This window comes from Roseibium sp. (genome assembly GCF_965233565.1).
Classification (GTDB): Bacteria; Pseudomonadota; Alphaproteobacteria; order Rhizobiales; family Stappiaceae; genus Roseibium.
Genome location: NZ_OZ247494.1, coordinates 5,569,766 through 5,593,470 on the forward strand (window position 1 = coordinate 5,569,766; position 23,705 = coordinate 5,593,470).

The window sequence follows — 23,705 nt, forward strand, 5'->3', positions numbered from 1 at the left end:
GGTGTCCTGATGGCCGCTGTGCAAGATAGCCTCGGTCCGGTTGATCCCCCTCTGGATTGTCCGGCGTGCCCGAGGCTCGTGGCTTTGCGCGATGAACTGAAAACGGCTCATCCTGACTGGCACAACGCGCCCGTGCCGTCCTTTGGCGCCCCCGCACCCAGACTTCTGGTTATTGGCCTTGCGCCGGGCATGAAGGGGGCGAATTGCACCGGCCGGCCTTTCACCGGCGATTACGCCGGCGATCTGCTCTACAAGACGATGATCGATTTCGGTTTTGCCAGGGGAACCTATCTTGCGCGGCCGGATGACGGTTTGCAGCTGGTCGATGCCATGATCACCAACGCCGTTCGCTGCCTGCCGCCGCAAAACAAGCCGACAGGCGCTGAGATCAAGACCTGCCGGCCCTATCTTCTGTCCACGCTGTCGGCCAATCCGTCGATCAAGGCTGTGCTGGCGCTCGGGCGGATCGCGCACGAAACCTTCCTGACCGCGCTCGGCCAGCGCCGCGCCGCGTTTCCTTTCGCGCATTGCGCGGAACACGCGCTCCCCGGCACCGGGCTGACCCTGTTCGACAGCTATCACTGCTCAAGATACAACACCAATACCGGGCGCCTGACAGAAGAGATGTTCCGCGACGTGTTCGAGAAAATTCGGGCTCACATCCCGTAAGGCAACGGTTGAGGTCCTACTCTTCCGAATGCGGCTCTTTCTGATAGGCCTCGGCGTCAGCGACCACCCAGCCGTTTGGCCCAAGGTGTTCCTGCGGCCGGAAACGGGCCTTGTAGGCCATTTTCTGTGAGCCTTCGACCCAGTAGCCCAGATAGACGTAAGGCAGGTTCATTTTGCGGGCCCGGTCGATGTGATCCAGGATCATGTAGGTGCCGAGTGCGGTGGCATCGTAAAGGGGATCGTAAAAGGAATAGACCATCGACAGACCGTCGGAGAGCTGGTCGCTGAGTGCCACGCCCAGAAGGGGGCCGTCGCCGGTGCCGGTGATGAAGCTGTTCGGGCCTCGCTGACGGTACTCCAGAACCATTGTTTCCACGTGTGTGTCTTCGACCATCATGGCGTAATCCAGGACGCTCATTTCGGTCATGCCGCCGTTTTCATGGCGGGCTTCGAGATAGTCGCGGAAGAGATCATATTGTTCTGAAGAGGGGCTGGGCGGGAGACGCGCGCCCACGATGTCGGCGCCGGACTTCCAGACCCGCTTGAAGGATTTGGTCCACTTGAAGTCATCCACGCGCACACGTACGGAAATGCAGGCCTGGCACCGTTCACAGGCCGGCCGGTAGGCAATGTTCTGGCTGCGGCGGAAACCGCCCTGTGTCAGGACTTCGTTCAATGCGGGGGCGCCATGGCCGACCAGATGCGTGAAAACCTTGCGCTCCTGTTTGCCGTCCAGATAGGGACAGGGCGCGGGGGCCGTAAGATAGAACTGCGGATGATCTGTGGGGTGCCGTGTCACCGTTTTGTCCCGCGAATCCCTTAGCGTCAGTGTTCTGTTCCTGATCTCACAATCCATAATACCATGGCGCGACCAAAGAGAAGGTCAACCATAGAATAATGGCCAGGGGCGTTCCAGCCCGCACAAAGTCATTGAACTTGTAGTGTCCCGGCCCCATGACGATCAGGTTCGTCTGATAGCCGATCGGGGTGGCGAACGAGGTGTTTGCCGCAATGATCAGGCAGACCACAAAGGCTTCCGGTTTTTCGCCGATCTGTTCGGCTAGGTTGATCGCAATCGGTGTGAACAACACGGCGGCGGCGTTGTTCGACAGGAAGTTGGTCAGGATCATCACGATGAAGAACAGCGCCGACAGCATGACGGCTGCCGAAGCGCCATGCAGGACGTCCGCGAGCCCGGTCGCAATGGCTGTCGCGCCGCCGGTGCCTTCAAGCGCAACGGCACCAGCCAGCGAGGCGCCAACCAGCATGAAGATCCGGCTGTCGATGGCCCGCATCGCCTGCCGGATGTTGAGGCACCCGGACGCAATCATGGCAAAGGTGCCGGCGACGGCAGCTGAAACGATCGGCAGCAAGCCGCTGGCGGCAAGGGCAACCACACAGGCAAAGATCGCCAGGGCCCGCGGTGCGTAGCGTTTGCGTGGCACTTCCGTTGTCGACCAGTCGAGAAGAAGGACATCGCGATTGCCGCGCAGCCGCGCAATTTCGTCTTCGTTGCCGGCGACCAGCAACACGTCACCGGCTTCCAGGCGAATGTCATTCATGGCCATTCGCGGCATGCGGCTGCGCCGCTGGATCCCCATGACCAGGCAGCCGGTATCCGTGTAGAAACCGGATTGCGGCAAGGTGCGTCCCATCAGGCGCGAGGCTGGGGCGACCACGGCTTCGGCCAGACTGATCGATCCATCCTGGACAGTCTGTGTTTCGCGGTTTGAAGTACCGCTTTCCGCCTCCGCCTCCATCAACGGTTGGCGGCGGGCCAGCGCGTTTGCAAGCGCGGTACGTGTCGCTGCGACGATCACGGTGTCACCCGGTGTCAGAACGACATTTTCAAAGGGCGGCAGGATCGGCTTTTGGCCCCGTTGCACCAGGCGCACCGTCATGTCCTTCAGTTTCGGAAACATGCCGGAAACCGATTCCACGCCCACCAGCGGGTGGCCATAGGTGATCTCGATTTGCGCGATGAACTGTTTGCCCGACGTTGCCTGAAACTCTTCGGCCATGGTTTTGCGCTCCTGCAGCAGCCTGGGCATGAGGAAGAGCACATAAAGAAGGCCCACGCCGGCAATGATCAGGCCGATCGGCGTGAAGCTGAAAAAGGTCAGTTTGAGGTCCGAGGTCTGCGCGGCGTAATTTGCGACCAGCAGGTTGGTGGAGGAACCGATCAGGGTGGTCATGCCGCCCAGGATGGCCACGAAGGACAGCGGCATCAGAACCCGGGCCGCTGACTGGCCGGCGGTTGCCGCAACCGCGGTCAGGATCGGCAGAAACATGACCACAACAGGCGTGTTGTTCAGGAACGCGCTGAGGACGGTCACGGTGAGCAGGACCGGAATGGCGGCATAAAGCGACCGGCCGCGCGTGAGCCGCACGATGGCTTTGGCCGGGCCTTCCAGCGCGTCGGTCTGAAACAGGCCCTGGCCAATGATCAAGAGGCAGATCACCGTGATGAGCGCCGGGTTGGCAAACCCCATCAGAAAATCGCCGGTGGTAATGACTGACCCACTCGGCGCCGTGACCGGAATAATCGAGAATATGACGATGAATGCGGAAACGGAGCCAAGAGCGACTGTCTCGATCGGGTAGCGCTCCAGGGCGTACAAGACGACAGTTGACGCGATCACCAAGAAGGTCAGCGCCATGGCAATATCAACTGAGTGCATTCACCTGCCCAAGGCCACCATGGCCATTCACCAGGGGGCACTTTAGATCAGGCGATCCCCGGATTGGAAGAGGAAACAGCACAGATTGCCGTTGATATCAGCCGGTCGGATCCTTCTAAACCGTTGCAACTGCGCTTTTATCCTGTTTGCGAGTGTTCAGGTCGCAGTAAAGTTCAAGTTATTTTGTGCAAGGTCGGGATCGCCGGATTACCATGTGCCGGCGATGTTCTGGGAGCTTTACGATTGCAACCGTTTTTCCGCTGCGTTTCCGCCTGATCTATCCCGTGTCGGGCAGGTGTCGAGGCAGATCATCGTCAAATCGGTGACGTCGGACGATTGGTTGCTCGTTTGATGAGTAAAATGGCGAATTGCCTCCTCCTCTGAGGCAGCGGCAGCGATAGGCTTAGATTGTAGACAACATGGCGGCATCTGACAGACCTGGCCTGAAGCGTGTCAGCTCCTATGGGGGGCTTGCACTTTTCCTGGTCGGGGTTCTCGGCACGGGGATTGCCATCGGTTCGCTGACAGATATCGGTGACTGGTATCTGGGTTTGCAGAAACCGGCCTTCAATCCGCCGAACTGGGTGTTCGGGCCGGTTTGGTCCATCCTCTACATCATGATTGCCGTGGCTGGCTGGAGGGTCTTTCACCTAAAACCTAATCAGCGTCTTTGGTGGATCTGGTGTGGGCAGATGGGTTTGAACTTTGCCTGGACGCCGCTCTTCTTCGCTCTGCATCTCTTATGGCCGGCGCTGATGGTCCTGATTGCTTTAGTGTGTGTCATTCTTGCCTTTGTTGCCATCGCGTGGCGCCAGGACAGGATATCCAGCTGGCTGTTTCTACCCTACGCAGTCTGGGTTGGATTCGCCGGCTTGTTGAATGCGTCAATTGCCGGACTGAACTGATACTCTCGCATTCGGCTTGGGCGGCTCGGTCCAGAGCTTAAATATCTGTGCACTTGAAGGGCCGGTCCGGTTTCTTCGAAGGTTTTGGAATAAGTCCGGTCCTGGTCCGTTTCCCTCTCTGTCTGCCCAAGAGCAGTTCGAGAGCACAGAGGACAAGGAAATGGAAAGCATCTCACAGACACGGTTGGCACTGGCCAAACAATCCTATGCCACACGCCGTGTCAGCCTTCAGGACTGCAAGGCAATCACCTCGAAAGACTACGCGCCCATGGCGGGTGATGTCGTTCTGGCGAAGGTCAAGTCGATCGGTTCTCACAGCCGCATAGAGCTGCCGAACGGCCGCAAGGCGTCTCTTCACGTCGGTGACGACGTGCTCCTGGCCTTTGGGCATCGCTATGCACCCGACCAGTATGAAGCTTACGTGCCTGAGGTCCTTGATGTCTGTCACATGGTGGCCGCCGGCGGCATTGCCGCAAAGGCAGTTTCCTGGCACGACAGGCTTTCCGGACCGACGGCAATTGAACCTGTTGGGGTTCTCTGCAACAGCACGGGCGAGGCGCTTAACCTGCAAAGCTATGCGGTGCCGACATTGGCCGGGCCCATGCCTTCGGCTGTGTTTGGTGTTTTTGGCACGTCGATGAACTCCGGCAAGACGGCAACGGCCGCGGCGCTGGTGCGCGGGTTTGCGCAAAATGGCTATCGGGTCGGTGCACTCAAGATCACCGGAACGGCAGCGGGTGGTGACCCCTGGCTGATGCATGATTCCGGGGCCTGTGAGGTTCTGGATTTTACAGATGCCGGCATGGCAACCACCTTCGGTGTGCCTATCGACACCCTTGTCGCAGCATCTCGCAATCTTCTGCGCACCTTGAGCAGAAGTGATTGCGATCTGGCTGTCGTTGAAATCGCAGACGGGCTTTTTCAGACCGAAACCCGGCAACTGGCGGAAAGCGCTCTCATGCAGTCCTTGTTTGACGGTGTTGTTTTTGCTGCTGCAGATGCGCTGGGCGCTGCGGCCGGGGCGAGCCGGTTGCGCAGTCTCGGTTACAACGTGCTCGGCATATCAGGTGCTTTGCTGCGGTCACCGCTTGCTGCCCGCGAAGCCGTCGCCAATCTGGATTTGCCGGCCTACGCGCTCAATGCGTTTGGCAGATCGGATACGGTCGCCCGGATCATGAAAACGACTGCGGCCCATCGGCTCGCTGCAACCGGATGAGCCGTCAAGATACCAACATCGGAACGGGGATGCCCGCCTTGTGGCGTCCCCGCCGGATCCTGCTCTGCGCTGGTCTTGTGTTGGCGGGCATCATACAGGCGAGTGGAGCGATCATCCTTTCCGTCAGTTCAGCGACGTTGCTGAAATCAGAAGGAAGCTTGTATGGCTTGCCTGTACTGGGAGTTTTCGCCCTCTCTGCGGTTGTTGTTCTGTCCCTGTTCGTTGCTCAACAAAAATACGCGGAGGAATTCGCGCTCTCTTACGTTCACGAAGTTCGCATGGCCTACGCCAGGCATGCGCTTCTGGTGCCGTTCGACGTCAAATCTCCCGGCCTTGGGCTGTCGCTGACCCGTCTCGTCAATGATCTGGGAGCGGTCAAACTCTGGTTGTCGCGGGGACTTCTGGCATTGATTGCCGTTGTTCCGATCACCGCGACACTCGGTGTCTGGATTTTGGTCTTCGAAGGCACAATGTTTCAGCCGCTGCTTGCAGCAAGCCTCGTCTGGGGCGTCAGCGTGGCAGCGACTTTGCCGGGTTTGCGTCACAGCATTCGAAAGGCCAGGCAACATCGGGGTGGTCTGTCGCTCTTGTTGGGCCGCACGCTTCCGCAACGGCTACCATTGTTGTTGCATGGCAAATTGGAACCTCTCTTGGCAAGGCTGGCAAAACGCAGCACCGAGACAAGCCGTTATCTGACATTGCGGGCTGTCTGGTCGGCTGTGCTAAAGGCCGGTTCGAGAGCGAGTTTTCCGGTTGCAGTTGCCGTGTATGCCTTTGAGGCCGAGTTCGATGCAGACCGGATCGTTCTCTTTTTGATGGTGTTTTCATTTTGGGCAACCCAGCTGGAAGCCGGTGCCTCCGGGATAGAGTATTTTCAGGCCAACAAAGTCGGCCGTGAAAAGCTCATGAAAGTGTTTTCATTGCCGGCTCTGGAGACCGAGCCTGTCCTTTTGTCAGAAGGCATCAACCCCCAGGCTTTCCTGCAAATCGATCAGCTGCGCCTGCCGAGTGGCCGGCTCCTGACAAGGCAGATTGAACAGGGAAGCTGCACGACAATTCACATAGACGATACGCAAGATCTGCGGCACCTTGCTCTCAGCCTTGCCGGACTGACTGACACCGCCTCGCGTGATTGCCTGTCACTCAACGGAAAGACATATGCCATGCTCGGCTGTAAAGAGATCTGGCGGCATATCGCGTTGATTGACCCGGAAAACGGCATTCCTGACTATCAAAAGAAGCGTCCTCCGATTGCGTTCGGCAATCGCGGCATGCCCTCCGAGGTGTCTCTGCAAGAACTGTCGGCTTTGTTCGGAGACTGGTCAAACGACAACGGTCAGACTGCAGAGCATCATTCTGAGGAGGCCAAGGCGGCCATACGCGTCACAAGAGCCTTTTTAAGGTCGCCCAGCACGATCGTGATTGCAGACAGTATGGTACTGAATGAACCTGAATGGATGGTCGGTATCCGGGATCTGGCGGGCCGGGTCGGCATAACGCTGGTGTGTCTCGCGCGATCCGACAACGGCATCCAAAAGACCTGCATTTCCGCTAACGATCCGAAGGTGCTGCCGTGCCCTGATCACGGATAAGCCTTCGCATTGCTGCACAGTCCGTCAGCGGTGAGCAACCCGGCGCCAAAAACGTTGTCGGGCCCCGCGTCTCCGAGGTCCTTCGCGCGCGTCTTGAGAAACGTATAGGACTGTTCAACGGTAAGATCCGGGTTGTGGCTCCGCACCAGCGCGAGCGCTGCTGAGGCGAACGGGACTGCAAATGAGGTGCCGGTTTTCCATCTGGCCCCCTTGACGGAAGCAGCCGACCAGACATTGACACCCGGGGCTGCGATATCGATGTAGGATCCACGGTTCGCACGCCGATAGACCCGTCCTTTTGCGTCTACTGCGGTGACAGCAAACACGCCAGCAAAAGCGGCCGGAAAGGCAGGGGCCGCGCTCGGGCCTTTGTTGCCCGCCGCAGCCGTCAGGGCGATGTCCATATTTGTGACAAGATCGTCAACCGCGGCTTTCAGAACACTGTTTTCCGGACCGCTTAAACTCAGATTGATCACCGAAACATCTTTTTCGGCGAGTTTGTAGAGCGCATCCACCAGCGTAAAGGCATCGGTGCGCTGGTCTTTTCCCAGGCGGTGAAATGCGTCGATTGCAACGAGTTCACCGCCGGGCAGGAGCCCGGGAACCCGCGTATCCGGTTGCCCGACCAGGAGGGCGGCAATGGCAGTACCATGGCTGGCCCTGGATCCTGGAAGACTTTCGTCTGCAAGGTGCAGAACGGTAAGATCAGCGCCTTGAAAAACGGCATGGTCTTTGTTGATGCCGGTATCAATCATCCCCAACCGAACGCCGTTTCCGCAGGACTTTGCGCCTGTCCCGAAAAGATCCGGCCAGGCGACAAGTTGAAAAGCGGCGCAGTGCTGTCCGAGGCACCGGGACTGGGGACGGTCCGGTCGAAAATAATGGTTGAAATCGGCATTGTTGCCGGAGGGAAGGGCGCGCACGGCATCTCGGGCATCTTCCAGTGTGGTGTTGCCCGGAGGGCTTAAGCGATAGGAGCGTTGGCCACTTGACGAGGAGCGCGTTTCAAGAACATCAAAACCACTGTTCAAAAGGCTTTGCAGGTCTTCCGGAGAAATATTGAAGACGATGATTTCAGCAGAGGCAAACTGCGGCAACGACACATCAGCGGCAGGGCGTGGAGAACTGGTCCGGCTTTCGGGTTGCTGACGCGGCGAGAACAGTCGGCGCAGCGGTGCAAAAAGGGTGCCCTGGCTGCCTGTGTCCGCCTGAGAAGAACCTGGTCGATTGGGCGAAGTATCGCTGCGTGTGCGGCCACCGTTGTCGTCGTCATCATCGTCGCGATCATTATCAGAATCTGTGTCGGATCCATCACTATCATCGCCATCGCCATCGTCGTCATCGTCGGCCATGGCCGTCTCAACAAAGGAAAAGCTGACCTTTTCCCGCGAGGCACGTTCCATGCCGGGAAGGACAAGCCAGACTGCGAGGAAGGTGACGAGAAATTTCTTCATGACATTCATGATCCCGGACATTTTCTTGGGAATAAGCGGTTCCCTGTTTCGTATGCAGTATGACTACGTGAAGCGGAGCGGATTATTCCGGCTCGGCGCCTTTTTGAGAAGGTACCTGCATGACAGATCCTTTTTGCGGATTGCTGATTGAGAAATTGCCGAATTTGAGGCGATACGCGTTGTCCCTTTGCCGGAAAGGCGACGTCGCCGATGATCTCGTCCAGTCTACGGTCGAAAGAGCCTTGCGTGCGCGTGACAGTTATGACCCGGCCAGCCGCATCGAAGCCTGGCTGTTTCGGATCCTTCGAAATGCATGGATTGACATACTCAGAAAGAACAGGGTTCGCGGTCAGGAAGTGGCCATTGAAACGGCACCGGAATTCGCCGACGAAGACGGCCATCGGGGCGAAGCACGTTTGATGGTGGCCAGTGTCATGACCGCTGTCAGCAGATTGCCTGAAGCACAGAGGGAAGTGGTTCTGCTCGTCAGCGTCGAGGGTCTCAGTTACGCAGAAACTGCAGAAGTACTCGACATTCCCAAAGGCACTGTGATGAGCCGCTTGTGTCGGGCCCGCAGCACCCTCGCGGGCCTGTTGAATGCATCGGCGGAATAAGCGACCGCTTAGCCCGTAATCCTCAGCAAGGAGGCTTTCAATGGACAAGGAAGCGATGAACGATGAATTGATCATGGCTTACGCCGACGGAGAAGCATCGGCAGAAGATGCAAGACGGGTTGAACACCTGCTGGAAGTGAGCCCGGAGGCGCGCCGGAAATTGGAAATGTTTCAACAGACGGCAGAGGCTCTCCGCGCAGCGCGCGAAGATGTGCCACTCGTACCCGAAGCATTGGCCAAGCGTGTTGCGGACACCCTGGAAGCGGACGCTCGGAGCTCGGTCCAGGGTGACACTGGAACGATCGTTGAGTTTCCAAGGCGCGGTTGGGGCGCTGTCTGGCCTGCAGCGATGGCGGCAAGCATTGCGCTCGTGGTCGGTCTTGGGTTCGGATACGGCCTCAATGGCGGCAATTCCGGACCTGCAAACGGACCGCTGGGGGTCACAAGCCTTGCAGAACCGGCGATAGGGGATGCGCTTGCAGTCATGTCGTCGGGAACCAGCCGTGTCCTGCCATCCGGTGCAACACTCAACGTGATTGCCTCGTTTGAGGGCGAGGATGGGGTGTTCTGCCGGGAGTTCGATTATGAGACACCGACAGGTCTGTCTCTGGTGTCGGTTGCCTGTCGAAACAATGCTGGTTGGCAGCCCAGGATTGCCGTCACGGTTTCTGGGGAAAGCGGGAACCTTTATGCCCCGGCTTCGTCACTCGATGCCCTGGAGGCCTGGTTGGCGTCGTCCGGTCTCGGTGACCCGCTCAACGAGACGGTCGAGCGCAAGCATCTTGAAAAGGAATAGGTCCCGGACGCCTAAGCGCCCGGGTGTTCGCCGAGATACTGACGGTGATAGGCAGAGTTGATCACGACCGTGCCCAGGATGAGGTCATGCAGCAGGCGTTTGCGGTCGGAAAACAGCGACACAAGCAGGATGAACGGTGTCAGCAGCGAGATCGAGAACCAGAACAGCAACGCATGAATGGCGGCCAGCAGCGGATAGGGCTTGGCCCCGTACCAGAGCCGCATTTCAAGACCCATAGCGCGCATGCCAAGCGTTGAGGCCTGTGGGCCTCCCAGCGTGAAGGCCACGTAAAGCAGGGCCACTGCGGTCGGCAGGATGCCATAGAGCAAAAAGCCCAGGCCGAGCGTAAAGACGCCGAGGAAGAAGACGACAATGCCGGCGCCGAAGGTCAAGAGCGCGATCACTACCACGTCGATGAAAAACGCAAAGATCCGCCGGCTGCGTACGCCCGAAAACAGCTCCGGATTGCGCACAGGATCAAAGACATCCTGACGGGCATAGTCGGAGGTGGTTTCAGCGGTCATTGTCGGCTCCCATGGTTTTGGATAGCCGATATGTGGTGTTTTTGCGGGTCGTCTACAAGGAAGAGTTACATTCCTTGGAGCCATTGCAGGCTTTAGCTGCCTTCATAGTTGGCAAGAATCGAGAAGACAGTGCCGTCTCTGACAATCTCGTCAACGGCCCATTGAAATCGGTTGGCTTTATCCGCCCTGGCTTTTGGAAAAGCAACATAGCGAGGCAGCAGGCTGAGCGCAGGTTCCAGAAATCGGATTTCTTCCAGGCGGCCCAGACTTCTGGCTGCAAAGGCAATCGAATGCTTGTCCGCGACAATGAGATTGACGCGACCGTTCAACAGCTTGAGGAGATTGAGCTTGGACCCTTCCGTCTCTTCTTTGACGAGGTAGGTCGCATCGGCAAATTTCCCCGGATAGACATACCCTCTAACGGTGCCAATGACATACGGCTTCAACGAATACAGCGATGTAAATTCTATCTCCGAACCTGCAAGTGTTGCAAATACAGTAGAGCCTTTCCGGAAGGGGCCAACCATATGGAACGCTTCAAATCTGTCCGAGGTTGGTTTGAGTTGAAAGGCGAAATCAATTTCATTTTGTTCCAGTTGCACCATAACTCTTGCCCAAGGTGCCGGCTGAAACTTCAGCGTTACTCCAATCCGCGCAGCCGCGGCCTGCATGATCTCAACGTCGATGCCGGAGAAAGTGCCGTTTTCTGCGTAATAGTTGTAGGGAGCAAAGTTCTCCTCTGCGCCAACGATCCACGTTTCGGCCTGCGCATGTGTGAGGCCAAAAAACAGGAGCACAAATATCGATAACAACTTTGCACGGCGCATCTGTGGCAACGTAAGCAACCTGCGCCGTTCCCAAACGGGTCCGGCACCAGGGAATACGCTCTCTGAGGTCAACGAAAGACCATGAAGAAGGACGCTGCGGATGCTGTCAACTCGAGGGAATTGACAGGATCAACTCCTTTGACACCGTTTTTCGTCAATCCATGCGTTCACCGATTTCCAGATAGCGCACGACGAAGCCGCGTTCGCGCAGGGCCGCGACGATGCGTTCGCCATGGGGCCGGTCGAACGCCTCGAAGGTCACGTCCAGCGTCGCGCCCTTTGCCGGCACGTTGAGAAACAGCCGGTGGTGTTCGACATCGACCACATTGCCCTGCATGTCTCCGATCACCGTCGCGATTTCGCCAAGCGTACCCGGCCGGTCTGGCGTGTCGATACGGATGGAGACAAGACGGCCGTCGCGGGCCAGTTCGCGCACCACGATCTTGGAGAGAAGGCGCGGGTCGATATTGCCGCCGCACAGAACCAGGCCGACTTTCTTGTCAGCAAACCGGTCCGGGTCAGTCAGCAGGGCCGCAAGACCGGCAGCTCCGGCCCCTTCCGCGATGGTTCGCTGCAAGGTGAGATAGGCGTTGATGGCCCGTTCAATGCTGCTTTCCGAGACCAGCAGAAGGTCGTCAACCCGTTCCTTGATGACCTCGGTGGTCAGAAGGCCGATGTCACGCACGGCAATGCCTTCCGCGATGGTCGCGCCTTCGCAGATGACCTCCTTGCCGTAAAAGGCCCCCCACATGCCCGGATAGAGCGTGGTCTCGACGCCCACGACCTCGATCGACGGCTTGAGGATCTTGGCGGCCGTCGCGATACCCGCGATCAGCCCGCCGCCGCCGACCGGCACCACCAGGACATCGAGATCCGGCTGCTGGGCGAGCATCTCGATAGCGATTGTGCCCTGGCCATGGATGACATGGGCGTCGTCATAGGGATGGACCCAGACATAGTCATGTTCTGCGGCTAACCGGTCTGCCTCGGCCTTGGCCTCGGCCAGCGTGTTGCCGGCCAGAACAACCTCGGCGCCGTAGCCGCGCGTCGCGGAGATTTTCACAAAAGGCGTGAGCACCGGCATCACGATCGTGGCGGGTATGCCAAGGCGGCCCGCGTGATAGGCGACACCCTGCGCGTGGTTGCCGGCCGAAACGGCGATCACGCCGCGCGCTTTTTCGTCGTCCGTCAGGCTGCTGAGCTTGACCAGGGCACCGCGCTCCTTGAAGGCGCCGGTGACCTGCATGTTCTCGTATTTGACGAAGACATCAGCACCGGTCAGCTGCGACAGGCGCGGGGCGGGCAGGCAGGGTGTTTCCAGCACGGCGCCCTTGATCAGCGCAGCGGCCGCTTCGATCTTCTCGAACGTGACCTGGGCCGGGTCGCTAAAGGCGTCGGTGGTCATTTTCCATCCGCCAGCATTTCAGCCACTTTGGGGGCGAAATAGGTCAGGATGCCGTCGGTCCCTGCGCGTTTGAAGGCAAGCAGGCTTTCCAGCATGGCCTTGTCGCCGTCGAGCCAGCCATTGGCGGCAGCCGCCTTGATCATGGCGTATTCTCCGGACACCTGATAGGCGTAGGTCGGCACCTGGAACTCGTCCTTGAGCCGGCGGACAATGTCGAGATAGGGCATGCCCGGTTTGACCATGATCATGTCGGCGCCCTCGGTTATGTCGAGCTCGGCCTCACGCAGGGCCTCGTCGGTGTTGGCCGGGTCCATCTGATAGGTGCGTTTGTCGCCTTTCAACGTGCCGGACGACCCGACTGCATCGCGAAACGGACCGTAGAAGGCGGAGGCATATTTCGCCGAATAGGCCATGATCTGTGTGCCGCGATGTCCCTGGCTGTCCAGCGCCTGGCGGATCGCGCCGATGCGGCCGTCCATCATGTCGGACGGGGCAATCACATCCGATCCCGCTTCGGCCTGGACCAGCGCCTGGCGGCAGAGCTGGTCGACGGTCTCGTCGTTGAGGATCGTATCGCCTGCCATGAGCCCGTCATGGCCGTGGCTGGTATAGGGATCGAGCGCGACGTCCGTCATCAGGCCGAGGTTGAGGCCTTCCGCCTTGATCGCCCTTAAGGCCCGGCAGGTCAGATTGTCTGCGTTGAGGGCCTCAGAACCGGTCTCGTCTCTGAGGTCCGGATCCGTATAGGGAAACAGGGCCAGAGCGGGGATGCCGAGTCTTGCCGCCTTTTCGGCATCGCGCACAGCCTCGTCGACCGAAAGCCGGACGACGTCCGGCATGGACGGAACCGGTTGGCGGACCTTTTCGCCATCCACGATGAAGACCGGCCAGATCAGGTCGTCGACGGTCAGCGTGTTCTCGCGCACAAGGCGGCGCGACCAGTCGGTCTGACGGTTGCGGCGCATGCGCGTGCCGGCCAGGAGCGTGTCCATATGGTCGGATGTGATCGGCGGAAGAGAGGATTTGGACGTCATGGGCCCCGACTATTCGCTGAGCAGAAGAAAAAATGCATTCTCGCGGAGAAGAGACGCCAATCTATCACGCAGATTGACGCAGTCCAACATTCTGTAAAATAACTGAAATTAAAAACAAAAAAGAGATTGTTTGACGTTTGCGTCAAATGTGCTTTAGTGCGCGCCGACAGACCGAGGAACCAGCACGGCAGCGAGTCATTGGCTTCAGCGCCGCTTGTGGGAGGACAAACCGTGGACTTTTCACTCAACGAAGATCAGCGCGCCTTTCAGGACATGGCTGCCAGTTTTTCGCGTGACGAATTGGCGCCCCATGCCAAGGACTGGGACGAAGACAGCCATTTTCCGATCCCGACCCTGCGCAAGGCAGCCGAACTGGGGTTCGGCGGCATCTATGTGAAGGAAGATGTCGGCGGTTCCGCTCTGACCCGGCTGGATGCAGCCTTGATATTCGAGGAACTCTCCCAGGGCTGCACCTCGACGGCCGCCTATCTCTCGATCCACAACATGGTGGCCTGGATCATCGACACATACGGGTCTGAAGATCTTCGTCAGAAGTTTTTGCCAAAGCTCTGCACGATGGAGCTTCTGACGAGCTATTGCCTGACCGAGCCGGGCTCCGGATCGGATGCGGCCAGCCTGAGAACTTCGGCAAAGGACGATGGCGACCATTATGTACTGAACGGGTCGAAGGCCTTCATATCCGGTGGCGGCGTCAGCGATCTTTATGCGGTCATGGTGCGCACCGGCGGCGGGGGACCGTCCGGTGTTTCCTGCCTTCTCGTGGAAAAGGGGACGCCCGGCCTCAGCTTCGGTGCCAACGAAGTCAAGTTGGGTTGGAAGAGTCAGCCGACAGCACAGGTCAATTTCCAGGACTGCCGTGTGCCGAAATCCAATCTGGTCGGAACGGAAGGACAGGGGTTCAAGATCGCCATGGCCGCTCTTGACGGCGGTCGGCTCAATATCGGCGCCTGTTCCATGGGGGCGGCGCAGGCCTGCCTCGATCATGCGCTCGCCTATGTGAAGGAGCGCAAGCAGTTCGGCCGACCGATCGCCGATTTCCAGGCGCTGCAGTTCCGACTTGCCGATATGGCGACCGAACTCGAAGCCGCGCGGCTTCTCCTGCACAAGGCCGCCGTGGCCGTTGATGCAAAGGCTCACGACGCCACCAAGCTGGCGGCCATGGCCAAACGTCTTGCAACGGATACAGGCTTCAAGGTCGTCAACGAAGCGCTGCAGCTTCACGGTGGCTACGGCTATCTGCGCGACTATCCGATCGAGCGCTACTTCCGCGATGTACGTGTGCACCAGATCCTGGAAGGCACCAACGAGATCATGCGCCTGATCATCGCGCGTCAGATTTTGAAAGACTGATCGAAGTTGGTCAGATTACTCCTTGAAACGACTCACTCTTTTATGAGGCGCCTCCGTGAGCGACGACATTCTTTTTGAAAAACGCGGCCATGCCGGTTTTGTTACCCTGAACCGGCCGAAAGCACTCAACGCGTTGAGTTTCGACATGGTCCGGGCCCTGGCCCGGCAACTGACCGCCTGGGAAAGCGATCCTCAGATTGCCCACATCGTCGTCACCGGCGCCGGTGACAAGGCCTTTTGCGCCGGCGGCGACATTCGCAGCATCTATGACGCGCGGCAGGCCGGCGAGACCGAAGGGCTCAGCGCCTTCTTCCGGGACGAGTATCTGCTGAATGCCCAGATCAAGGCCTATCCCAAACCCTTTATCGCCCTGATCAACGGGATCGTCATGGGTGGCGGCGTGGGTGTTTCCGTTCATGGAACGCACAGGATTGGAACGGAAAAGACCATGTTTGCCATGCCGGAGACCGGCATCGGCTTTTTTCCGGATGTCGGCGGAACCTATTTTCTGCCGCGCATGCCGAAAAAGAGCGGCGTTTATTGCGCGCTCAGTGCGGGGCGTCTCAAGCAGGGCGATGCGCTCGCCACGGGTGTGCTGACCCATGCGGTCTCCGCGGACAGCCTGACCGATCTGGAAACGAGCCTGGAGACCGCCACAGACATTGGCGCGGCGCTTGCCCCTTTCCTGGTGACACCGGAAAGAGGATCGGTCGCGGCGCATCTGGAGGAGATCGAGAAGGCTTTCTCTGCCGAAAGCGTCGAAGAGGTCCTGAACCGGCTGGATGCCTCAAGCACCGAATTTACTCAAAAGGCGGCCGCCGCCATCCGTGGAAAATCACCGACCAGCGTGCTGATCGCGTTTGAACAGATGAAGCGCGGTGGCGATCTTTCCTTCAACGAATGCATGAAGCTGGAATACCGGATCGTCTCACGTATTCTGCAAGGCACGGAGTTTTATGAAGGCATTCGAGCGGTGCTGGTCGACAAGGACCAGAACCCGAAATGGACACCTTCTCAGTTTGGCCAAGTGGACAGCGCCGATCTGGCGTCGTATTTCGAGGAACCTGAGGGCGGAGACCTGCCGCTCGCCTAAACTTCATCCGGACCCGGACCACACATGATCACCAGCTTTCAGGACCTTATCGAATCCCGCCCGCCGTGGAGCACCGTCCTGATCTGGTACCTGCGCCTGATCGCGATCATCCTGATCGGCGGCGGTGTCATCTATTGGGCGCGCATCGTCGGCATTGTCGAGTGGCGTGGTCTCTGGTTCTGGGACATGCCGGTTTCCATGCAGGGCGCGATCGTCTTTTTTGCCGTGCTCGACCTTGTGGCTGCCACAGGTCTCTGGCTGACGGTATCCTGGGGCACGGTGATGTGGATCTTCCGCTGCTTGTGCCAGATTGTCATGCATACGGCTTTTTCCGATCTGTATGGCCGGCGCCCCTATGAAATCAGTTTCTATCTTCTGACGATCGCGATCTACGGACTGCTTGTCTATCTGATGGACAAGGAAAACAAGGCCGAAGCCGGCTGAGTGGACTTGAATCACTTTCTGAGATTGCTGGGGTCGGGGTTCAGGGCATCCGCATAACAGATTCAAAAACAACGAAATTTACCGGGAGAAAAACATGTCGAACACAATCGGGTTCATCGGTCTTGGCAATATGGGCGGTCCGATGGCGATCAACCTCGTCAAGGCAGGCCACAAGGTGCTGGGCTTTGATCTCTCCGAGACAGCCCTGGCAACGCATACCGACGCCGGCGGCGAAAAAGCGTCCGGCGTCGCAGAGCTGGCAGCGGCTGCCGACGTCATTGTGACCATGCTTCCGGCCGGCAAACATGTCCGCCAGATCTATATGGGAGAGGGCGGCATTCTCGAGCACGCCAAGCCGGGCACGCTGCTGATCGATTCCTCCACGATTGATGTCGACAGCGCGCGCGCCGTGATTGAAGCAGCAACGGCAAAGGGCATGCCCATGGTCGATGCACCGGTATCGGGCGGCGTGGCCGGAGCGGCCGGCGGCACCCTGACCTTCATGGTCGGCGGCGCTGATGATGCCTTCGAAGCGGCCAAACCGTATCTCGACATCATGGGCAAGACGATTGTGCATGCAGGGGGAGCAGGAACCGGCCAGGCGGCCAAGATCTGTAACAACATGCTGCTTGGCATTTCCATGATTGGCGTATCGGAGGCGTTTGTTCTTGCCGAACGGCTCGGACTGGACAAGCAGAAGTTGTTCGACATTTCCTCCACGGCGTCGGGCCAGTGCTGGTCGCTGACCTCCTATTGCCCGGTGCCGGGGCCGTTGCCGTCTTCCCCGGCCAATCGCGACTATCAGCCGGGGTTTGCCGCGGAGATGATGCTCAAGGATCTGAAGCTCGCCCAGGAAGCAGCCCAGTCTTCCGGGGCTGCAACGCCGATGGGTGCAGAGGCAGCTGCACTCTATACGCTCTTCTGCAATTCCGGCGGAGAAGGGCAGGACTTTTCCGGCATCGTGAAATTCCTGCGTGGATCATCATGAATGAAAAGTGAATCACACCGGTAAAACACAGGCCAAAAGTTAACGGATGATTCAGCGTGTCTCTTAAGCGGATTTTAGAATCGCTCGGTTAGATTGCGTAACAAGGCGGGAAAATATCCGTCGAACGACAGGTACTATAAGAGGCGCAATCACATGATCACCGCAAGTAGGGCAGTCGACGCTGTTGCACAGAGTGAAGGGGAAGAGCTGGAAATCAAGCCGCTCTATCTCGAGGCTCTGACGCTCGTTGAGCGGCTGCATCGGCGTCTTCTCGACGTCATCAAGGACGAATTCGACCGTATGGGCCGGTCCGATGTCAACAGCGTGCAGGCGCTGTTGCTGTTCAACATCGGCGATGCTGAACTGACGGCCGGCGAGCTGCGGACACGCGGCTACTATCTCGGGTCGAATGTCTCCTACAATCTGAAGAAGCTGGTCGAGACCGGCTATATTCACCACCAGCGTTCGCGCATGGACCGCCGGTCCGTCCGCGTGAGCCTGACCGACAAGGGCCAGGAAGTTGCGAAAATCGTCAACGACCTCTACGAGCGCCACATTCTGTCGGTTGAGCAGGTCGGGGAAATCGGCCCCAAGGACTTTGTTGCCCTCAACAAGTCCCTGCGCCGTCTGGAACGGTTCTGGACCGACCAGATCCTCTACCGCCTCTGAGAAATTCGCGGCACATTCAGATGACAAGGCACCGCCCTCGGGCGGTGCCTTTCTTTTTTGCACCTCACGCAAATTTGCATGATGTGAATTTCAATCGCGGGCCAAACATGCCTATAAGGAAGAAGTTTCGCGTTTCCGGCGGAAACTGACATCTTGTGGTCACAAAGGAATGCCTCTTAGCGGAAGTTCCTGACGACAGGATGGTTAAGGAATCGAGCGATTTGTTAAGACCCGTTCGTTAGGACTGGGAGCTGGAACAGGCGAGGCTGATATTATCGAAATCGGCCGTGCCGCGCGTATCTGAACAGAACTTGCGTTATCGACGCTGCAACATGAGGTCTGCAATGAACCTTTTATCCGGACCGGACGGGTTAAAGCTTCAACGGAAATCGAAGACAAGGCGCGACTTTCTGCGTCTTTGCGCTATCGGATGCGGATTGCCACTCCTGGCAGGAACTGCAGCCCAGGCCCAGAACCAGCAGGTTGAGTGGGTCGACAATTTCGACATTGCCACGGAAAACATCACGGAAGTGAAGTCTTCGGCTCCGACGCTGTCGCCCGAGACCGCCGATTACATCGCAGCTGCGATGAACCGGTATCAGCTGATTGTTCAGCAGGGTGGCTGGGGCGCCGTGTCACAAGGCGGCAAGGCCCTGCGGATCGGCATGAAGGACCCGCGGGTTGTCGAGTTGCGCCGCCGCCTGATCATGTCCGGAGATCTGGAGCAGCAGGCCGGCCTGTCCGACACGTTCGATTCCTATGTTGACGCTGCGCTGCGCCGGTTCCAGTTGCGTCACGGTCTGATTCCGGACGGGGTAATGGGCGAAGGCACCGTTGCCGCACTCAACATTCCGGCGCATGTCCGCCTGCGTCAGCTGGAAACCAACATGATCCGCCTCAGGTCGATGTCCGGCTTCAAGGGTGACCGCTACGTGATGGTCAACATTCCGGCTGCCGAGATCGAAGCGGTCGAGAACGGTTACGTCCGCTCCCGCCATACTGCCGTTGTCGGCAAGATCGACCGTCAGACACCGATCCTGAACAGCAAGATCTACGAGCTGAATTTCAACCCGTACTGGACGGTTCCGAAATCCATCATCCGCAAGGACCTGATCCCGAAGATGAAGGAAGATCCGCAATACCTGGCGAAGAACAACATTCGTATCTTCGACTGGAGCAACAACGAGCTCAACTGGCAGCAGATCGACTGGAACACGGACGAGGCGACACAATATCGCTTCACCCAGGATCCAGGCGCCGAGAATTCCCTTGGTTCGGTGCGCATCAATTTCCACAATAAGCACCAGGTCTATCTGCACGACACACCGTCCAAGACGCTGTTCGGCGAGGCCAACCGGTTCCACTCCTCAGGCTGTGTGCGTGTTCAGAATGTGCGCGAACTGGTGACCTGGTTGCTGCAGTCCACGACGCCCGACTGGAACCGGACCCGAGTTGATGGGGTGATCCGGACCGGCGAGCGTGAAGACGTCAAGCTGAAAAGGTCGATCCCGCTCTATCTGACCTATGTGACGGCCTGGGCAAATGCCGACGGCGTGGTGCATTTCCGCGATGACATCTACAACCGTGACGACCTCTACGGAACGGGCGAACAGGCCAGGCTCTGATCGTTTTCACCGTCGATTAACAGCATCCAGCTTTCGGGAAACGCCGGTCTTGATAAGACTGGCGTTTCATGCGTTCTAGGATGACTGTGTCACTTGGGAGCCACTTATGAGTCGCAATCCGCGACCCGGCGAAATCTATATCGAGTTTCGTCAGGTCGGGCAGCAGGTACAGGTCATAGCCATCGACGCTGCAACCGGTGTCGAAGTGTCGGCTTTTGGCCCAGTATCGACAAGACAGCAGGACTTGCAAAATCTGGCTGTGCGCAAGCTGAAACGGCGGATCGAGCAAATGAAAGCTATGCAGGGCGGCTCGAAGGATCCAACGCTTTACTAGAGAAGGACGCTTCAGGGTCCTCCCGACCGAGACAGGTGCTAGCGCTGTGCGCGCGCCGCAGCTGCCGGCCTTTCTTTTGCGCCGCTCCGCCTGAACGTCGTCGCGACAACACAATTGCGGCCATCCGACTTGGCCTGATAGAGCGCCCGGTCCGCGTGGTGGAAAAGCGTGTCTATCGGGTCGCGGCGACTGTTGTCGGTGGGGTTTGGTCCTTCCAGGGTGCACAGGCCGAAGCTGGCCGTGATCGAGAAGGCGCAGCGCCCGTCCGATATGGTGCAATCGGCAATCTCCTGCCGCAGTCTTTCAGCCAGCTTGACGGCCTGCTCGCCTGTGGTGCGCGGCATCATGATGGCGAATTCCTCGCCCCCCCATCGGGCGATGACGTCGCTCTGTCGCAAATTGTCCTTCAGGATATTGCACAGGGTCGTCAGCGCCTGGTCACCCGCCGCGTGGCCATAGGTGTCGTTGACTTCCTTGAACTTGTCGACATCGAGAAGAGCCATGGTGAGCGGGTCTTCGGTCCGGCTGCGCGCCTTGAGTTCGTGATTGCAAAGCTCCAGGAAATGTCCGCGAAGGTAGGTTTCCGTCAGGGTGTCCGTGATCGCAAGGATGCGAAACTGTTCGACGAGTTCGGCCCGGGCCTTGACTTCTCCTTCAAGACGCTCCTTGACCGCCATCAGTTCCTCCTGATTTCGGTCGCTGAGGCGCACCATGCGCTTCTGTTCGCGCACGGCCCGCTTGTAGGCCATGGTCAGCGACCGGATCAGCCGGGTGGTTTCATCGAGGCCGCCTAGAATGGTTTCGGCATATTGGAGGACGCGGTCTTCGTCCTCAAACAGCGTGAACTCACCGTCTTTTTTGCGCGCCTGGGTCATGCCACTTCAGTGTCCGGTTTCAGGTAGAACGAGGCGTGCCGAAAATCTTCCGCAAAGTCCTCGCCCATCTCCGCCATCAGGTCGTCGTCAGGGTCGTAGAACCAGTTCACGGTGACAGGTCTGCCGCCTTCCGCGTTTTCCTCAAGCATCTGAAACAGGTTCATGATCGCCTTGGCGCTTGAGGAATTGAAATAGATAAAACGCATGTCCACGGTCAGGGGCGCGTCGGTCGTTGTTGCCAGGTAGCTTGCGACATTCTGCAGGATCGGGCCGTAGAAGGCGCTTGCGTCTTCCGGGTAGCTCTCGCCGGTCAGCGCAAGATGTCCCGTGTCCGGGTCCAGTTCGACTCGCGGAGAACGGGGCGTTTCGTCGATGTAAAGCGGGTTGGGTGTCATGGCCGTTGTCTCCGCTCTCAGATAAAGGCTTTAAGGACGAAGAAGCTGCGGTTCTCGTCCAGCTTCAGGAAATCATATTCCAGGGGCTGAGTAACCCGCCGGGCAATTTCCAGAAGGCCGATGGTGGCGCCTTCGCTGTGAGGGTCGGGATCTTCCCGGAGTTTGGTGCGATAATGTTTGCGCAAAGCCTCTCCATCCATTCCTGAAATCGACTCCAGCCGTGTCTTGAGCCCATCGGCTTCTTCATTTGTCACCGCATTGCCGCAAATGACGAAGAAACGATTGTCGTCCTGGCCAAGGACGATGACGCCGGCCGATAGCCGGGCGGTCTTGGGTTCGGTCAACCACTCCTGTTCGCCGGAGTATCGGATAACGTTCTGAACCTGTTCGACAAAAACCGAGAAGACCCGGCGGACCACCTTGCCCTCGGTCTTCTTCAATTCAAGCTGCTGCTTGACCGCCGTGCCGAGCGCATAAAGGAGGTCTTCCGAAACGAAGCCGGTATAGGCAAACAGCGCATCGCGCTTTTGCAGCTCGGATCGAAAGGCATAGATGTCTTCTCCCAGCATTCCGTCCTCCTATTCGGCCGCGTTGCGCACGGCCATTTCGCCGGCGACGGGGGTGAAAGCGAGAATCGTGTAATCGTCCCGAACCGGCTCAAGTCCGCGGAAATCCGTCAGTCTGTCCTGCAGGTGGTTCAACTGAGCCTCAAGGTTTTCATCGCCAACCGTTGCCAGGACTTCATAGAGCCGCTTGCGGCCGAAAGTGCGCTTGGGGCTGCCGCCGACATGATCGGTGATGCCGTCGGTGGCCAGGTAGAAGCTGTCGCCAGGCTCCACATTCATCGTGTGGACCGCAATGCGGTTCGGGCCGGGCAGGCTGCGATAGGCCAGGGCGGCCTTGTCGCCGGCAATCTTGTTGAACCCGTCGGCCGAACTGATGATCAGGGGGATGCCGGCACCCGCGTATCGCAGGATCCGGTTCTCGTGATTATAGAGCGCAAGCGCCGCGACAAACCCGTCATCGGATGAGGTGTCTTCATAGCCATCGGAAGGTTTGTCCTGACCGAGCCTGCGCCGAACGGTGCGGTCAAGCGTCAAGAGGGTGTATTCAGGGTCCTTGAAGGAATTGTCCTCCAACAGCTTCTCGAAGACCGACGCAACGACCATGGTGAGCAGGGCGCCGGGGACGCCGTGTCCGGTGCAGTCGGCCACGAAGAAGACGGAGGTGTTACCTTTCCTGCAGGCCCAGACATAGTCGCCGCTGACCACCTGCATCGGCTGCCAGATGAGTGCGATATCCGCCATGTTGTCGCGCAGATCTGCCAGATCGGGAAGAATGCCCTTCTGAATGTTCCTCGCGTAATACATGCTCTGGAAGAGCTGTTCATTGACCTCCTGCATGGCCTGTTTCTGGGCGTGATAGCGGGCGATCGAATGATCATACTCGTTTGCCCTGGCCTTCATCGAGCTGGACAGGCGGGCAAACACAAGAATGGCGACTATGCAGATCAGGATGAACATGACCGCCCAGGCGGCTATTCCAAACCGCTCCATCCAAAGAAGTGATGTCGTTGAATTCTGCTGAAAGGTTCTTGCAGCAGCGTCGAACTTTGAGGGCAGGTCCCGAAAGGCCAGTTGCGCAAAGCGCAGCCGCTCGGTGTGCGTCAGTTTCTGGGCAGAACCGACCCTGCGGGCGAGATGCAGGAACTCGCTGAGTACCAGCTGCTGTGACGTCTCTCCTTCGAACAGAACGGCTGCAATGTCGGACTTGATTTGATTGACGGGCGGGTAGTCGGCCTTTCCAAGCCGGCAGGACAGGCCGTCTGAGACGACCTGCTGCATTCTCTTGCGGTCTCCCGACAGAAGGGCGGCCTGCGCACGCTCCATATGATCGGCACAACTGATGACAAGAATGCGGGACCCATAGGTGCTTGCGCGGGCAAACTCTTCGTTGTCCAGCGCCGCCAACGCGATACGTTGTGACAGCAGTTGCAGGAGGTTGGCAATCTTCGCCTCGTCCACCTGGACCCTGTGCTGGTCCAACAGGTAGCGACCGCCAAATAGTAGAGAAGTAAAAACCAGCACAACCAGAGCAAAGCCGGCGCAATAGGATATTGTTTGCAGATTGAGATGGGTCTGCAACCTAGTGGTCAACCTTGTCGTGAGGCCCCGGAACATACAAGCGTGCTTCT

The 23,705-nt window shown here is 58.5% G+C and carries 24 protein-coding genes; 13 read left to right on the forward strand and 11 right to left on the reverse strand.

The window, feature by feature from the left end; genetic code table 11:
• The first annotated feature begins 9 nt into the window (after window positions 1-9).
• On the forward strand, window positions 10-669 hold the full coding sequence (locus ACO6TG_RS25335) for a uracil-DNA glycosylase (protein WP_422375739.1): 660 nt from the start codon (window positions 10-12) through the stop codon (window positions 667-669).
• Between the two features lie 16 nt (window positions 670-685).
• Here ACO6TG_RS25335 and ACO6TG_RS25340 read toward each other — a convergent pair whose 3' ends face one another.
• Together ACO6TG_RS25340 and ACO6TG_RS25345 are read right to left on the reverse strand one after the other, a co-directional pair.
• On the reverse strand, window positions 686-1,468 hold the full coding sequence (locus ACO6TG_RS25340; RefSeq protein WP_422375740.1) for an arginyltransferase: 783 nt from the start codon (window positions 1,466-1,468) through the stop codon (window positions 686-688).
• A 46-nt stretch (window positions 1,469-1,514) separates the two neighbouring features.
• Window positions 1,515-3,350 carry an SLC13 family permease gene (locus ACO6TG_RS25345; protein ID WP_422375741.1) on the reverse strand — a complete coding sequence of 612 codons (1,836 nt, stop codon included), beginning with the start codon at window positions 3,348-3,350 and terminating at the stop codon, window positions 1,515-1,517.
• A gap of 419 nt (window positions 3,351-3,769) precedes the next feature.
• Here ACO6TG_RS25345 and ACO6TG_RS25350 point away from each other — a divergent pair, with 419 nt between their 5' ends.
• The 3 genes from ACO6TG_RS25350 (at window position 3,770) to ACO6TG_RS25360 (ending at window position 7,063) form a co-directional block, all read left to right on the forward strand.
• Complete coding sequence (locus ACO6TG_RS25350) at window positions 3,770-4,255, forward strand: TspO/MBR family protein (protein WP_422375742.1); 486 nt, start codon at window positions 3,770-3,772, stop codon at window positions 4,253-4,255.
• 160 nt (window positions 4,256-4,415) lie between these two features.
• A complete protein-coding gene (locus ACO6TG_RS25355; protein WP_422375743.1) occupies window positions 4,416-5,471 on the forward strand; it encodes a molybdopterin-guanine dinucleotide biosynthesis protein B in 1,056 nt (351 codons plus the stop codon).
• Window positions 5,472-5,638: 167 nt separating this feature from the next.
• Window positions 5,639-7,063, forward strand: a complete 1,425-nt coding sequence (locus ACO6TG_RS25360) for a hypothetical protein (protein WP_422375744.1) — start codon at window positions 5,639-5,641, stop codon at window positions 7,061-7,063.
• Here ACO6TG_RS25360 and ACO6TG_RS25365 read toward each other — a convergent pair.
• On the reverse strand, window positions 7,054-8,517 hold the full coding sequence (locus tag ACO6TG_RS25365) for a S8 family serine peptidase (protein ID WP_422375745.1): 1,464 nt from the start codon (window positions 8,515-8,517) through the stop codon (window positions 7,054-7,056). The genes ACO6TG_RS25360 and ACO6TG_RS25365 overlap by 10 nt on opposite strands.
• A gap of 119 nt (window positions 8,518-8,636) precedes the next feature.
• Between ACO6TG_RS25365 and ACO6TG_RS25370 the strand changes: the two genes are divergently transcribed.
• Window positions 8,637-9,131 carry an RNA polymerase sigma factor gene (locus ACO6TG_RS25370; RefSeq protein ID WP_422375746.1) on the forward strand — a complete coding sequence of 165 codons (495 nt, stop codon included), beginning with the start codon at window positions 8,637-8,639 and terminating at the stop codon, window positions 9,129-9,131.
• Between the two features lie 40 nt (window positions 9,132-9,171).
• Window positions 9,172-9,927 carry an anti-sigma factor family protein gene (locus tag ACO6TG_RS25375; protein ID WP_422375747.1) on the forward strand — a complete coding sequence of 252 codons (756 nt, stop codon included), beginning with the start codon at window positions 9,172-9,174 and terminating at the stop codon, window positions 9,925-9,927.
• 11 nt (window positions 9,928-9,938) lie between these two features.
• Here the strand turns inward: ACO6TG_RS25375 and ACO6TG_RS25380 are convergent, their stop codons facing one another.
• The 4 genes from ACO6TG_RS25380 to hemB form a co-directional block, all read right to left on the reverse strand.
• Window positions 9,939-10,451 carry an RDD family protein gene (locus ACO6TG_RS25380; protein ID WP_422375748.1) on the reverse strand — a complete coding sequence of 171 codons (513 nt, stop codon included), beginning with the start codon at window positions 10,449-10,451 and terminating at the stop codon, window positions 9,939-9,941.
• Window positions 10,452-10,543: 92 nt separating this feature from the next.
• Complete coding sequence (locus ACO6TG_RS25385; RefSeq protein WP_422378951.1) at window positions 10,544-11,278, reverse strand: substrate-binding periplasmic protein; 735 nt, start codon at window positions 11,276-11,278, stop codon at window positions 10,544-10,546.
• 154 nt (window positions 11,279-11,432) lie between these two features.
• Entirely contained in the window at window positions 11,433-12,683 is a 1,251-nt protein-coding gene (locus tag ACO6TG_RS25390; RefSeq protein WP_422375749.1) for a threonine ammonia-lyase, read from the reverse strand.
• Window positions 12,680-13,675: a porphobilinogen synthase gene (hemB, locus tag ACO6TG_RS25395; protein WP_422378952.1), complete on the reverse strand. Its 996-nt coding sequence runs from the start codon at window positions 13,673-13,675 to the stop codon at window positions 12,680-12,682. The genes ACO6TG_RS25390 and hemB overlap by 4 nt, the downstream gene beginning before the upstream one ends.
• A gap of 273 nt (window positions 13,676-13,948) precedes the next feature.
• Here hemB and ACO6TG_RS25400 point away from each other — a divergent pair, with 273 nt between their 5' ends.
• From ACO6TG_RS25400 to ACO6TG_RS25430, 7 genes are all read left to right on the forward strand, one after another.
• Complete coding sequence (locus ACO6TG_RS25400; RefSeq protein WP_422375750.1) at window positions 13,949-15,088, forward strand: isobutyryl-CoA dehydrogenase; 1,140 nt, start codon at window positions 13,949-13,951, stop codon at window positions 15,086-15,088.
• A 55-nt stretch (window positions 15,089-15,143) separates the two neighbouring features.
• Complete coding sequence (locus ACO6TG_RS25405; RefSeq protein WP_422375751.1) at window positions 15,144-16,181, forward strand: enoyl-CoA hydratase/isomerase family protein; 1,038 nt, start codon at window positions 15,144-15,146, stop codon at window positions 16,179-16,181.
• Window positions 16,182-16,205: 24 nt separating this feature from the next.
• Complete coding sequence (locus tag ACO6TG_RS25410) at window positions 16,206-16,625, forward strand: DUF6163 family protein (protein WP_422375752.1); 420 nt, start codon at window positions 16,206-16,208, stop codon at window positions 16,623-16,625.
• A 94-nt stretch (window positions 16,626-16,719) separates the two neighbouring features.
• Window positions 16,720-17,613 carry a 3-hydroxyisobutyrate dehydrogenase gene (gene mmsB / locus ACO6TG_RS25415; protein ID WP_422375753.1) on the forward strand — a complete coding sequence of 298 codons (894 nt, stop codon included), beginning with the start codon at window positions 16,720-16,722 and terminating at the stop codon, window positions 17,611-17,613.
• A gap of 153 nt (window positions 17,614-17,766) precedes the next feature.
• Window positions 17,767-18,282 (forward strand): transcriptional regulator LdtR, encoded by a 516-nt coding sequence (gene ldtR / locus ACO6TG_RS25420; RefSeq protein ID WP_094074466.1) that lies wholly within the window; start codon window positions 17,767-17,769, stop codon window positions 18,280-18,282.
• A gap of 437 nt (window positions 18,283-18,719) precedes the next feature.
• Window positions 18,720-19,907 carry a L,D-transpeptidase family protein gene (locus ACO6TG_RS25425; protein ID WP_422375754.1) on the forward strand — a complete coding sequence of 396 codons (1,188 nt, stop codon included), beginning with the start codon at window positions 18,720-18,722 and terminating at the stop codon, window positions 19,905-19,907.
• A gap of 106 nt (window positions 19,908-20,013) precedes the next feature.
• Window positions 20,014-20,241: a DUF6898 family protein gene (locus ACO6TG_RS25430; RefSeq protein ID WP_422375755.1), complete on the forward strand. Its 228-nt coding sequence runs from the start codon at window positions 20,014-20,016 to the stop codon at window positions 20,239-20,241.
• A gap of 38 nt (window positions 20,242-20,279) precedes the next feature.
• Here ACO6TG_RS25430 and ACO6TG_RS25435 read toward each other — a convergent pair whose 3' ends face one another.
• Genes ACO6TG_RS25435 through ACO6TG_RS25450 form a run of 4 tightly spaced genes read right to left on the reverse strand, consistent with a single transcriptional unit; the run spans window position 20,280 to window position 23,556 of the window.
• On the reverse strand, window positions 20,280-21,116 hold the full coding sequence (locus ACO6TG_RS25435) for a GGDEF domain-containing protein (protein ID WP_422375756.1): 837 nt from the start codon (window positions 21,114-21,116) through the stop codon (window positions 20,280-20,282).
• Entirely contained in the window at window positions 21,113-21,511 is a 399-nt protein-coding gene (locus ACO6TG_RS25440; protein WP_422375757.1) for a DUF1987 domain-containing protein, read from the reverse strand. The genes ACO6TG_RS25435 and ACO6TG_RS25440 overlap by 4 nt, the downstream gene beginning before the upstream one ends.
• Window positions 21,512-21,528: 17 nt before the next feature.
• On the reverse strand, window positions 21,529-22,080 hold the full coding sequence (locus tag ACO6TG_RS25445) for a SiaB family protein kinase (protein WP_422375758.1): 552 nt from the start codon (window positions 22,078-22,080) through the stop codon (window positions 21,529-21,531).
• Window positions 22,081-22,089: 9 nt separating this feature from the next.
• Entirely contained in the window at window positions 22,090-23,556 is a 1,467-nt protein-coding gene (locus tag ACO6TG_RS25450; RefSeq protein WP_422375759.1) for a PP2C family protein-serine/threonine phosphatase, read from the reverse strand.
• Window positions 23,557-23,705: the final 149 nt, after the last annotated feature.